The 12,064-nt window shown below is 74.5% G+C and carries 9 protein-coding genes; 6 read left to right on the plus strand and 3 right to left on the minus strand.

Annotated elements, in window-relative coordinates:
- The first annotated feature begins 141 nt into the window (after window positions 1-141).
- From ACFXDJ_RS04190 to ACFXDJ_RS04205, 4 genes are all read left to right on the plus strand, one after another.
- Window positions 142-3,489, plus strand: a complete 3,348-nt coding sequence (locus ACFXDJ_RS04190) for an FtsX-like permease family protein (RefSeq protein WP_384655072.1) — start codon at window positions 142-144, stop codon at window positions 3,487-3,489.
- Window positions 3,486-6,266, plus strand: coding sequence for a hypothetical protein (locus ACFXDJ_RS04195; protein ID WP_384847701.1), 2,781 nt, complete (start codon window positions 3,486-3,488; stop codon window positions 6,264-6,266). Before ACFXDJ_RS04190 ends, ACFXDJ_RS04195 begins: the two co-directional genes overlap by 4 nt.
- Window positions 6,263-7,237: an ABC transporter ATP-binding protein gene (locus ACFXDJ_RS04200; protein ID WP_384659312.1), complete on the plus strand. Its 975-nt coding sequence runs from the start codon at window positions 6,263-6,265 to the stop codon at window positions 7,235-7,237. Before ACFXDJ_RS04195 ends, ACFXDJ_RS04200 begins: the two co-directional genes overlap by 4 nt.
- 174 nt (window positions 7,238-7,411) lie before the next feature.
- Window positions 7,412-8,896: a condensation domain-containing protein gene (locus tag ACFXDJ_RS04205; protein ID WP_384847704.1), complete on the plus strand. Its 1,485-nt coding sequence runs from the start codon at window positions 7,412-7,414 to the stop codon at window positions 8,894-8,896.
- A 15-nt stretch (window positions 8,897-8,911) separates the two neighbouring features.
- On the opposite strand, the gene ACFXDJ_RS04210 is transcribed toward ACFXDJ_RS04205, so the two are convergent.
- Both ACFXDJ_RS04210 and ACFXDJ_RS04215 read right to left on the minus strand, forming a co-directional pair.
- The gene (locus tag ACFXDJ_RS04210; RefSeq protein WP_384659307.1) at window positions 8,912-10,162 is read right to left on the minus strand and encodes an RNA polymerase sigma factor; all 1,251 of its coding nucleotides are present in this window, start codon (window positions 10,160-10,162) and stop codon (window positions 8,912-8,914) included.
- A gap of 79 nt (window positions 10,163-10,241) precedes the next feature.
- On the minus strand, window positions 10,242-10,619 hold the full coding sequence (locus ACFXDJ_RS04215) for a YciI family protein (protein ID WP_384659304.1): 378 nt from the start codon (window positions 10,617-10,619) through the stop codon (window positions 10,242-10,244).
- Between the two features lie 204 nt (window positions 10,620-10,823).
- On the opposite strand from ACFXDJ_RS04215, the gene ACFXDJ_RS04220 reads away from it, so the two are divergent.
- Window positions 10,824-11,195: a hypothetical protein gene (locus tag ACFXDJ_RS04220; protein ID WP_384847707.1), complete on the plus strand. Its 372-nt coding sequence runs from the start codon at window positions 10,824-10,826 to the stop codon at window positions 11,193-11,195.
- A 42-nt stretch (window positions 11,196-11,237) separates the two neighbouring features.
- Here ACFXDJ_RS04220 and ACFXDJ_RS04225 read toward each other — a convergent pair whose 3' ends face one another.
- On the minus strand, window positions 11,238-11,507 hold the full coding sequence (locus ACFXDJ_RS04225; protein WP_384847710.1) for a hypothetical protein: 270 nt from the start codon (window positions 11,505-11,507) through the stop codon (window positions 11,238-11,240).
- Window positions 11,508-11,613: 106 nt separating this feature from the next.
- Between ACFXDJ_RS04225 and ACFXDJ_RS04230 the strand changes: the two genes are divergently transcribed.
- Window positions 11,614-11,952, plus strand: coding sequence for a thioredoxin family protein (locus tag ACFXDJ_RS04230; protein ID WP_330294871.1), 339 nt, complete (start codon window positions 11,614-11,616; stop codon window positions 11,950-11,952).
- Window positions 11,953-12,064 lie beyond the last annotated feature (112 nt).

The following is a 12,064-nucleotide window of genomic DNA, read 5'->3' on the forward strand; positions in this document are numbered from 1 at the left end:
TTGCGTGCCCGTCATGCCCGTCCCCGTCGATTTGTTCACCTGATGCACCATTCACGCAAGTCCCTTCCGCTATCTGTTCGAATCTGGCAACATCGTCCGCTATCCGGGATGCCACGTCCGGTGCGGGGGAGGAACAGGCTCATGCTCGGCTTCGTCGTGCGCCGGCTGCGCGGGCGATTGCCGCTCGCAGCCGCTGTACTGCTCACCGTTCTGATCACCACCACGGTGCTCACCGCGCTCTTCGCGTTCACCCGCGGTGTGGGCGAGGCCGGACTGCGCCAGTCCCTCCGGGGCCCGGGCCACGCGCGCAGCACCGTACTGGTCACCGGTACGCATCCGACGGCCGACCGCCCCAAGGACGACGCGGCGGTACGGGACTTCGCGCGCGAGCTGTTCGGCCCGCTGCCCGCCGGCTCCGAGAGCGTGGCGCGCAGCCGCTCGTACGGGCTGCCCGGCGCGCGCACCCCGGGCAAGGACGCCGACCTGACCCTGATGGCGTCCTTCGCCAAGGAGCGCGTACGGCTCCTCGCGGGCGCCTGGCCGCAGCCGGTGACCGGACCGGTCTCCGGACCGGCCGGCCGTGTTCCCGTGGCCGCGCCGAAGGCGACGCTGGCCCGACTCGGGCTGATCGAGGGCGCGTTGCCGGCCGAGGTGCGCCTCGACGACCGGTACGGCGGCTCCCCGCTGACGGTGCTGGTGACCGGCGTCTACCAGCCGGCCGAACCCGACGCGCCGTACTGGCGGCTCGATCCGCTCGGCGGCCGTGGTCTGCAGGTCGGCAGTTTCACCACGTACGGGCCGCTACTGGTGGACGATTCCGCGTTCACCGCCGGGGGGCTGACGCAGAACAACCGCGCCGTGCTCCTCACCCCCGACTTCGCCGGCGTCGACACCGCCGGGGCGGAGGCGGTCCGGGCCCGGGCGGCCAAGGCCGTCGAGGGGATCGAGCGCACCTCCGGCCTGCACCCGGAGACCCAGCTCCCGGTCCTGCTCGGGGAGTTGCACTCCGGTCTGACCGTGGCCCGTTCCACCCTGCTCGTCGGCGCGCTCCAACTCGCCGTCCTGGCCGGGGCCGCGCTGCTGCTCGTATCGCACCTGCTGACGGAGCGGCAGGAGAGCGAGCGCGTCCTGCTCACCGCGCGCGGTGCCTCGCGCCGCCGGCTCACCGCCCTCACGGCGGCCCAGTCGCTGCTGGCGGCGCTGCCCGCGGCCGTCCTCGCGCCGCTGCTGGCCCCGCCGTTGCTGCGTCTGCTCGGCGGCTACGGGTCGCTGGCGCACGTCCCCTTCACCATCACCGGGAGCTGGCTGCTCTGGCCCGTCGCGGCCGGCTGCGCCCTCGGGTGCGCCGTCCTGATCACCCTGCCCGTGGCCCTGCGCGGGGCCGCGGCCGCGGCGTTGCACCGGGCGGGCCGCCGCCAGGCCCTCGTCGCGGGGGCTGTCCGCTCCGGCGCGGACCTGGCGCTGGTGGCGCTGGCCGTGCTCGCCTACGAGCAGCTCTCTCGGTACGGCGCCGGCCACTCCGGGCCGGTGGCGGAGGCCGACGGACTGTTCGGCGTGGATCCCGTGCTGGTGGCCGCCCCGACGCTGGCGCTCTGCGCGGGCACCCTGCTGGTCCTGCGGCTGCTGCCGTTCGCGGCGCGGCTGGGCGCCCGGATCGCCGCCCGGGGCCGGGGGTTGGGGCCGGCCCTCGTCGGCTGGCAGCTCGCCCGGCGGCCGGGCCGGGCCACCGGGCCGGTGCTGCTGCTGGTCCTGGCCGTCTCCAGCGGGGTGCTCGCCCTCGGTCAGCACACCGCCTGGTCCCAGTCCCAGCGCGACCAGGCCGACTTCACCACCGCCGGGGGCCTGCTGATATCCGGCAGCGACCTGCCCCCGATGGGCCGGGGCGGCCGGTACGCGGCGCTGCCCGGCGGGGAGCGGGTGCTCCCGGTGCTCCGCACGAAGCAGGAGCTGCCGGGCGGGCGCCCCGGGCAGCTGATGGCGCTGGACACGGCGGCCGCCGCCGACCGGATTTCCCTGCGGACCGACTTGCGGGACGGGCGCGACCTGCGGGAGCTGTTCGCTCCGCTGGCGCCCGCGCCGGAGCAGGGAGCGGCGGCCGCAGCCGGCATCCCGCTCCCGGGCCACCCCCAGCGCATCGACCTCGCCGTCACCGTCCGCCCCAGCGGCGCGGGCGGCCGGCCCGGCCTCGGCCTGCTGCTGCGCGACCGGTTCGGCCTCACCTACCGGAGTCCGATGGTCCAGCTCACCGAGAGCGGCGACTCCACCGCGTCCATGGACGTCGGCTCGCTCGTCGGCGCCCCGATCGGGTCGGCCGCCGCCCCGCTGAGCCTGGCCGGGTTCGTGTTCTCGTACGACCGGGAGGGCCCGCTTCCGGGCGCCGATCCGAATGCCGACCCCGATTCCGGTCCGGGCTCCGGCAAGCCGGGCGAAACCGTCAAGATCTACGACGAACTGACGGTACGCGGCCTCGCGGTCTCCGAAACCATGACCGGCGCGGCCGCTCCGGTGGCCGTCGCCGCCCCCGACTGGAAGCTCGGGGCTCCCCCGCTCAACGACGGCACCCCGGCCGCCGAACTGCTCCCGGACCCCGGGGCGGCGTCCGGCGCTCCGGCGCTGGCCCGGCTGCGCTACCGCGACGGCTCGGGCGCGCTGGGCGGCGTACAGGTCAGCCTGACGCCGGGGCCCGCTCCGGCCGCCGAGGTCCCCGGGATCGCCACCCGCGCGTACCTGGCGGCGATCGGCGCGGGCGTGGGCGATCTGGTGCCCGTCCCGCTGGACGGGGTCTCCCTGCCGGTACGGATCACCTCCGCGATCGGTTCGCTGCCCGTCGCCGGGGACACCTCGATCGCCGTCGACCTGCGCACCGTGGGCCGGGTGCTGGCGGCGAACGGCGGTCGGGAACTGCCGATGCCCACCGACTGGTGGCTGCCGGCCGCTTCCCCCGACGACCCGGCTCCGGCCCGCGCCGCCGCCGAACTGCGCTCCGGCGCGGGCACCCAGCAGGTACGGCTGCGCGAGGAGGTCGCCCGGGTCCTGCTGGACGACCCGCTCAGCGCGGGACCGCAGGGGGCCCTCACCGCACTGGCGGTGGCCTGCGCCGTCCTGGCGGCGATCGGCTTCGCGGCTTCCGCGGCGGCGGCCGCCCGTGAGCGGGCGCGGGAGTTCTCGGTGCTGCTGGCGCTGGGGGCCCGCCGCCGGGACCTGGCCCGGACGGCCACGGCCGAGAGCTGCGTACTGGTCGGCCTCGGCGCCACGGTCGGACTGGGGCTCGGTGTGGTCATCGTCCACCTGGTGGTGCCGCTGATGGTGCTGACTCCGGCAGGGGGCCGGCCGGTGCCCGAGGTGCTGGTGGACCTGCCCGCCGGGCAGACCCTGCTGCTGGGCGCCGCCATCGCCGCCGTACCGCTGCTGTCCGCGGTGTTCGGCGGACGGCGCAAGAAGAACAGCCTGAAGACAGCCGACCGGCTGCGGCACGTGGAGGAGATATGACCGGGCCGGCCGCGAAGAACACCGACCGGCGCGGACCGGAGGGCAGGACCCCGCCCGGGGCCGCCGCGCGCACCGCTCCCCCCGTGTCCCCGCCCGCGCCCTGGGTGCGGACCCGGCTGCGCGCGACCCCGCTCGCGACCCTGCTCGGCGCGGCCCTGGCCTTCGTGGCCGTCCTGCTGGCCGCTGCCCTGCCGCGCGCCGAGGACCGGGGCTCCGACCAGGCGCTGCGTTCCTTCCTGGAGTCCCGCGGCCCGAGCTCGACCAGCCTGCTCGTCACCTCGCAGCCCCGCTTCGGGAACCAGACGGGCAAGGACCTCGACGAGGTGCTGGCCACCCTGGTCGCCCGGACCGGCCCCCGCATCCGCGTCGCCGCCGACGGCCCGGTCCACGGCACCACCACGGACGTGCGCAGTCTCGGCAACCCCGAACTGACCCGCCCCACGCGCGTCGCCCCCACCCTCGCCCTCTACCACCTGCGCGAGGCCACCGACCACGTCCGGCTGGTGGAGGGCCGCTGGCCGGGCGCCCCCGCGGCCGGCGGGCCGATCCCGATCGCCCTGTCGCAGAGCGCCGCCCGGAGCATCAACGCGCGGCTCGGGATGGTGCTGGAAGGTCTGGGGCGCGGAGCCGGAACGCTCCGGGCGGAGGTCGTCGGGCTCTACGCCGCGAACGACGAGGCCGATGCCTACTGGACCGACCTCGGCTGCGTCACCCACGCCTGCCTCACGCAGACCGCGACCATACCGCCGGAGCCGTACTGGCGGGCCACGGGCCTCGTGGGCGAGGAGTCGCTCGACCGGCTCGGCGAATGGGCGCCGGGCGCCCAGGACTTCTGGCGGATCCCGGCCGACACCGGTGTCCTGCGGTCCGATCAGCTGCCCGCGACGGCCAAGGAGGTCGCGTCCTACGTGGCCGGACCCACCTCGGCGCGCCTGAAGGAGGAGACGCACCGCGGCGATCTGCGCTTCAGCTCCACCCTTCCGGAGCTGTTCAAGCAGGCCCGGGCCCGTCAGCAGGCGGCCGCACCGCTCGCCGCGATCGGCCCGGCCGGGGTGGCCGGGGTGGCGTTCGTGGTGTTCTGCCTGGCCGCCGGGCTCACCGGAGACCGGCGTGAGGCGGAGCTGCGCCTGCTGCTGGCCCGCGGCGGCTCCCGCCCCGGCATCGTGCGCCGGCTGCTCGCGGAGAGCGCCGTCACGGTCCTGCCCGCCGCCGCGCTCGCCGCGGCGCTCGCCGTGGTCCTGCTGCCGACCCCCCGCTCGGCGGGCACCGTGCTGGCCGCCTCGGCCGCCACGCTCCTGGCGCTGCTGGCCGTCCCCGTACGGGCGGCCGTGCTGCTGTCGCCGAAGCGCGGGGCGCGCCCCTGGCGGCGGCTGGTCGCCGAGCTGCTCGTCCTCGCCGCCACCGTGGCGGCCGTGTTCGAGGTCCGCTCGCGCGGGGTCGCCCCGGCCGGCGCCGGGGTGGATCCGCTGCTGGTCGCCGCCCCGCTGCTGCTCGCGCTCTGTGGCGGCCTGCTGCTGGCCCGGCTCCAGCCCGTCCTGGTGGGGGCGGTGGCCCGGGCCGCCGGACGGGGCCCGGGGCTGGTCGGGTTCCTCGGGCTGGCGCGGGCCGCGCGGGGCACCGGCGGGCGGGCGCGCCCGTCCGTACTACCGCTGATCGCGCTGCTGCTGGCCGTCACCACCGGGGGCTTCGGCGCCACGGTGCTGACCGCGGTGGCGGACTCCCGGCTGCAGGTGGCGCGCGAGGCCGTGGGAGGCGACGCGCAGATCGCGGCGATCGGCGCCAGGCTCCCGGAGCCGCTCATGAAGGCCGCGGACGAGCTGCCCGGCGTACGGACGGCGTTGCACGTGTGGGTCGACGACAACGCCTTCCTGGTCAGCAGCAACCCGGGCACCACCCAGGTGACCGTGATCATCGCCGACCCGGTGGCGTACGCGAAGCTCTCCGCCGCCCTCGGACGCGGCCGGTTCGATCCGGCGCTCCTCGCGGGCGGCGCCCCGGGCGCCCCGGTCCCGGCGCTGATCAGCGGGGACCTCGCAGCGGAGGACGGCGGCTCCTACCGGCTGCGGCCCGATGCCGGCGGGGAGATCCAGCTGTCCGTCGCCGGCATGATCGACGGAACCCCCGCCCGGCCGGGCGCCAGGTCCACCACGGTGGTGCTCCCGGCCGGTCCGGCCACGGCCGCCATGCCCAAACTGGGCCTTCCCAACCGCTGGTTGGCGCTCGGCCCGATCGATCAGGACCGGCTGCGGGAGCTGGTGCGCGCCGCCGACCCGGCGGCGTCCGAGGAGCAGTACCGCGTCCGTACCAGTGCCGCCGCGGCGGCCGAGCTGGGCTCCGACCCGCTTCAGCGCTCGGCCGAGCGGCTGTTCTGGGCGACCCTGGCCGGAGCAGCCGGGTTCGCGCTGCTCGCGGTCCTGCTGACCCTGGTCCGCGCCGCCCCCGACCGGGCGGCGCTGCTCGCGAGGTTGCGGACGATGGGGCTGCGTCCCCGGCAGGGGGTGCTGCTGATCCTCACGGAGTCGGTGCCCCTGGCGCTGGCCGCCGCTCTCGGCGGGGCTCTGGCGGCGGCGGGCGCGGTCGCCCTGCTGGGGCCGGCCGTGGACCTGTCGACGCTGGTGGGCGCCAAGGTCACGACCGGCCTGGGGTTCCTCGCGCGACCCGTGCTGATCCAGGCGCTGGGCCTGGCGGTTCTCGTCGCGGTGGCCGTGCTCGCGGAGGCGGCGGTATCCGGCAGGCGACAGATCACTACCGAGTTGAGAGCGGGAGACCAGCGGTGAACCGAGCGGCCCACAGCGAACAGCCCACCTTCGAGGAGCTGCGGCAGCAGGCCCTGGCCGCCGCCGAGCCGCTGCGCCACGGCGCGGACACGGCCATCGCCTGCGACCGCCTGGTGCGGATCTTCAGCACGGACGGCGTGGAGGTGCAGGCCCTCCAGGGACTGGAACTGACGGTCCAGAAGGGCGACTTGATGGCCCTGGTCGGCGCCTCCGGCAGCGGCAAGTCCACGCTGCTGAACATCCTGGCGGGCCTGGACGTCCCCACGGCCGGCACCGCCAGCGTGGGCGGCTACGACCTGCTGGAGATGTCCGCGCGCGACCGGCTGCGCTACCGGCGCGAGGCGGTCGGCTTCGTCTGGCAGCAGACGGCCCGCAACCTCCTCCCGTTCCTGACGGCAGCCCAGAACATCTCCCTGCCGATGCAGCTGAAGGGGACCCGGCGCGGCGCCGCCAAACGCCAAGCGGTCCGCACCGCGGAACTCCTCGAAGCCCTGGAGATCGGCGACCTGGCGGGTCGCCGTCCCGCCGAGCTCTCCGGCGGCCAGCAGCAGCGCGTGGCCATCGCGGTGGCGATGGCGAACGACCCGGCGGTGCTGCTCGCCGACGAGCCGACGGGCGAGCTGGACTCCGAGACGGGCGGGGCCATCTTCGAGGCGTTCCGCACGGTCAACCGGGAACTGGGCGCCACCGTGGTCATCGTGACCCACGACCCGCTCGTCGCGGGCGAGGTCCGGCGCACCGTGGCGATGCGCGACGGCCGCACGAGCAGCGAGGTGCTGCGCCGCACGGTCACCGACGAGCACGGCGCCGAGTCGGTGAGCGAGCGGGAGTACGTGATGCTGGACCGCACGGGCCGGGTGCAGCTCCCGCAGAAGTTCCTGGAGGCCCTGGGGATGGAGCACCGGGTGGCGGTGGACCTCGCGGCGGACCACATCGAACTGCGCCCCGACGGGGGCGGCGCTCGGGAGTAGGTCTGCCGCAACCGGGCCTTCCCCTCCTGCGCCGTCTGCTGCGCTCCCGCCGCTGAACCCCGCCCCGACCGCCGTCTTCGCGGAGATCGACGCGGTGGACCGGTGCGCGTCACTTCCGTGGCCCGGGTGTCGTTAGGGGCTCGGGGTTGACTCGGGGGGCGAAGGGATGACGGAATGCGGCAGTTTCCTCTGGAGATGCACCACATGGCACCCGGCCGGGTCGTCGAGTGGCGGTTGCGGTCCACGGCAGCGGCGGAAGCCGACGGGCTGGGCGGCGCGGCGGGCAGGAGGGCTTCCTTCAACCAGGACAAGCACTTCACCGTCGCCGAGGAGAGCCGTGCGGCCGACGACCCCGTCGCCTCGTGGATCGCGGTCACCTTCGAGGTCGCGGGCGTGCTCGACGAGGACGCACTGACCCGGTCGCTGCTGGCGTTCGTACGCCGCCACGAGGTGCTGCGCTGCGAGTTCCGGCGGCTGGCCGGGGAGTTGGCCTGCGCGCCGATCCCCGCCGACGAACTCGCCCTGGACGCAGTGCGGGTGGCCTCCTTCGACCGTACCGAGGAGCTGACCGGCTTCCTCGTCGAACGGTTCAAGCGGAGCATCGACACCCTGTCCTGGCCGCTGTTCACGATGGGCGCGGTGCTCCGCGAGGACTCCGCGACCGTCTACCTCGCCTTCGACCACATCGTCTGCGACGGCATGTCGATGCCGATCGTGGTCCAGGAAGTGCAGAGCGGCTACGAGGCCCTGCGCCGCGGCGAGGCGATCGACCCGGCGCCCGCGGCGAGCTACCTGGACTTCGCCGAGGAGCAGCGCCGCCGCTACCTCTCCATCGACGCCGACGACGAACGGCTCGGGTACTGGAAGCGGTTCATGGCGCGCAGCGGTGAGTTCTTCCCGCGCTTCCCGCTCGAACTCGGCGTGGAACCGGGCCGGATGTACTCGATCGTCAACGAGGCCTCGCCGCTGCTGGACGCCGCCGAGGCCGAGGTCTTCGAGAAGGCCTGTCTGGCGGTCGACGGCAAGCCGTTCATGGGGGTGCTGGCCGCCGTCGCCGTCTGTCTGCGCGAGGCCGGCGGGCCTGGCGTCTACCGGGGGTTCATGCCGGTGAGCGAGCGCGGCCGGGCCGCGTGGACGAACTCGGTGGGCTGGTTCGTCAACACCATGCCCATCGAGTTCGACGCCTCGCCCGGACGGGACTTCACGCAGGTCATGGCTTCGGTGCGGGCCGGTTTCGGCGAGATGATCGGCCATGTCGACGTACCGTTCGTGCGGGCCTGGGAGCTGCTGGCGCCCCGCGAGTTCGCCGCCCGCTCCTGGCCGTACCCGGTGAACTTCTTCTCGTACATCGACATGCGCAAGTGCCCGGGTGCCGAGCGCCACGAGGACTGGCGGCCCACCTCCCACGTATGGTCGGCGCAGGCCAACGGCGCCTGCTCCTGGTTCCAGCGGGACGCGGACGGGCTGCACATGAACTCGATCTACTCCGACACCCCGGCCGCCCGCCGCACCATGGACGGGTTCCAGGAGGCGCTGCGCGAAACGGTCCGGGAGATCGCCCGCCACGGCTCCTTCCGCCGGCCGATCGCGCTGACGGCGCCGCGCCGGCCGGTGGCCCGTACCCCGCTCGACGTGGCGGCGTTCGCCCGGCGCCCCTGAGGGAAGGGCCGGGGCTCAGCCGGCCAGCCGGGCCGCGCGCTCGCGCAGCAGGGCCTGTTCCCGGGCGTTGTGGGTGAGCGAGGCGGCGCGCTCGAACTCCGCGCGGGCTTCCGCCGGGCGGCCGAGCCGTTCCAGCAGGTCGCCCCGTACGCTGGGCAGCAAGTGGTAGGAGCGCAGGGCCGGTTCCGCGGCCAGGGCGTCCACCAGCGGGAGCGCCGCCCGGGGCCCCTCGGCCATGGAGACGGCGACGGCCCGGTTGAGCTCGATCACCGGTGACGGGACGAGCCGGACGAGCCGCCCGTAGAGGGCGGCGATCGTCGGCCAGTCGGTGTCCTCGTACCGGACCGCGGCGGCGTGGGCGCCGGCGATGGCGGCCTGGATCGAGTAGGGGCCGGTGCCGGCGAGGCGCAGGGCTTCGACACCGCGCCGGATCAGCATGCGGTTCCACTTGGCCCTGTTCTGGTCGGCGAGGAGCACCGGCTCGCCGGCCGGGCCGGTGCGGGTGGCGATGCGGGAGGCCTGGAACTCCAGCAGCGCCGCCAGCCCGTGGACCTCGGGCTCCTTGGGCATCAGGCCGGCCAGGACGCGGGCGAGGCGCAGGGCGTCCTCGCAGAGGGCGGGCCGGACGAGGTCGTCGCCCGCGGTCGCCGAGTAGCCCTCGTTGAAGACGAGGTAGATGACCTCCAGCACGGAGGCGAGCCGCTCCTCGCGGTCGGCCCCGTACGGGACTTCGAAGGGCACCGCCGCCTTGGCCAGGGCCCGCTTCGCCCGGACGATGCGCTGGGCGACCGTCGGCTCGGAGGAGAGGAAGGCGCGGGCGATCTCCTGGGTCGTCAGCCCTCCCATGAGGCGCAGGGTGAGCGCGATCCGGGCGTCCGTGGCGAGCACGGGGTGACAGGCGGTGAAGATCAGCCGCAGCAGGTCGTCGTCGATGTCCTCGGGATCGGCGAGCTCGGCCGACTCCGAGGCCGGCGGCTCGTCCTCCAGGGTGCGACCGACCTCGGCGAGCTTGCGCGCGTAGGTCTCCTTGCGGCGGACGAGGTCGATGGCACGATGCTTGGCGGTGGCCATCAGCCAGGCGCCCGGCTTGTCCGGGACACCCGACCGCGGCCACTGCTCCAGCGCGGCGACCAGCGCGTCCTGCGCGAGTTCCTCGGCGATGCCGACGTCGCGCACGATGCGGGCCACGCCCGCGATGATCCGGGCCGACTCGATCCTGAACACCGCTTCGACCGCTCGGGTCGTATCCACTGCCGTCACGGCCACCCATCAGAGCAGCCGTGACGAGGCAGGGCAAACGCGAAGGCGAAGGAACACGCGTAGGCGGAGGCGGAGCCGAAGGCGATCAGGCCTGCGGACCGCCGGGGCCCTCGTCGATCTGGCGGAGCTCGATGCCGACCGTCCAGTTCTCGGGGTGGACCTCCAGGAAGCGCTTGGTCCACTCCAGCGCCTCGTCCTTGTCCTTGCACTGCATGAGGGCGTACCCGCCGACGACCTCCTTGGTCTCGGTGAAGGGGCCGTCGGTGTAGCTGAGCTTGCCGCCGGACCAGGTGACCCTGGTGCCCTCGGAGGTGGGGAGCAGACCGGCGGTGTCCAGCATGACCCCGGCCTTGGTGATCTCCTCCAGCAGCGCGCCCATGCGCTGCTCGAAGTCCGCCGGGAACGGGGTGTCGGGGGTGAGGCTCTGCTCGTCGATGCGGACCATGGAAAGGAAGCGCGGCATGGTGACTCCTCGGTCGGGGAGGACGGGGGCTTTCCCCGCCTCTCACCCTTGCGTCGAACGGGAGGCGCCCGGATCGACAGCTCCCCCGGGAATTCTTCAAAGAATCTTTGGTGACTGCCAACCGCAAGCACCGAAGGCCCGCCCACCACGCGCTACCGGCGAGTAGGATCGCCGGGCCCAGGCCCCTGCGAGAGGATCCTCCCGATGCCGCGCATACCTTCCTCACCCCTGCTGCTCGCCGGTCTGCTGGCCACCGCGGGGGTGGCGCACGCGGTCATCCCGAAGCAGTTCGACGCGATCGTGCCGCGGTCGCTGCCCGGCAGCCCGCGCGCGTGGACGTACGCGAGCGGCGTCGCGGAGCTCGCGCTGGCCGCCGGGGTCGCCCACCCGCGGACCCGCCGCGTCGCGGCGATGGCGACGGCCGCGTTCTTCGTCGGCGTCTTCCCCGCGAACGTCAAGATGGCCGCCGACGCCCGCCACCGCTCCCCCGCCCTGCGGGCCGTCGCGGTCGGCCGGCTGCCGCTCCAGGTCCCGCTGGTGATGTGGGCCCGCGGCGTGAGCCGGGCAGCGGCGTGAGCCGGGCCGCATCGTGAGCCGGGCCGCGGCGGCCCGCTGAGCTCAGCGGCTGTCGCCCGACCAGTCCCAGCGCCCGGGATCCTGCGCGCGGCGCCGGTAGTGCGCCCGGCCGCCCGGACCGTAGCGCCCTATCTCCGTCGGGAGCCTGACCTCTTCGTCGAGCTGCGGCCCGCTCCAGCCCGTGATGTCGAGCAGCAGCCCGTCGAGGGGACCTCCGACGAGCTCGCCGTAGGCGTGCCCCTGGAGCGGCCCCGGGTCGGGGTCATCGTGATCGGCGCCGTAGACCCGGCGCCGGAGCATCCTGTCGTCCATACCGTCCAGCTTCACAGACGGCACTGACAACACCCACCGCGGCCGACCGGCGATGATGGGAACCACCTCTCGGATCGCAGGGCACACACGGAGCGGAGCACCACCCATGGCACGTCTGGTACACCAGCCACTGGAGGACCAGGAGTTCGAGTTCATCCTCGGCATGACGGACGGGCCCGTGCTCGCCTACTTCTGCGGGAGCTGGCCGAAGGCCGTCGAGGCCTGCCGCGCGATGGACTCGGTCGTCGCCGAGCTGGCCCAGGAGTACGGGACGCGGCTGACGGCCGTCCGTACGGACATCACCCGCTGCCCCGCGCAGACCAAGCGGTACGAGGTCACCGGCGCTCCGACCGCCGTCCTCCTCAAGGGCGGCGAGGCGGTCGCGACCCAGGCCGGGCCGATGACGCGCGAGGAGTTCCGGGCGTTCCTGGACCCCCACCTCTAGGGCCTGTCGTAGGCCGTCCGGGCGAAGGAAATCAATCTGGCTGAAAGTCACATGGATCGGATAGGTGCCTGAGGCATGTAATGGGTTCCGGCGAAACGGAACCACCGCGTGC

This window comes from Streptomyces sp. NPDC059443, assembly GCF_042750105.1.
Classification (GTDB): domain Bacteria; phylum Actinomycetota; class Actinomycetes; order Streptomycetales; family Streptomycetaceae; genus Streptomyces.

Coding starts and splice junctions, on each gene's coding strand:
- ACFXDJ_RS04225 (WP_384847710.1), bottom strand. CDS start 11,507: ATGGACGACAGGATGCTCCGGCGCCGGGTCTACGGCGCCGATCACGAT.
- ACFXDJ_RS04220 (WP_384847707.1), top strand. CDS start 10,824: ATGCCGCGCATACCTTCCTCACCCCTGCTGCTCGCCGGTCTGCTGGCC.
- ACFXDJ_RS04195 (WP_384847701.1), top strand. CDS start 3,486: ATGACCGGGCCGGCCGCGAAGAACACCGACCGGCGCGGACCGGAGGGC.
- ACFXDJ_RS04230 (WP_330294871.1), top strand. CDS start 11,614: ATGGCACGTCTGGTACACCAGCCACTGGAGGACCAGGAGTTCGAGTTC.
- ACFXDJ_RS04190 (WP_384655072.1), top strand. CDS start 142: ATGCTCGGCTTCGTCGTGCGCCGGCTGCGCGGGCGATTGCCGCTCGCA.
- ACFXDJ_RS04205 (WP_384847704.1), top strand. CDS start 7,412: ATGCGGCAGTTTCCTCTGGAGATGCACCACATGGCACCCGGCCGGGTC.
- ACFXDJ_RS04215 (WP_384659304.1), bottom strand. CDS start 10,619: ATGCCGCGCTTCCTTTCCATGGTCCGCATCGACGAGCAGAGCCTCACC.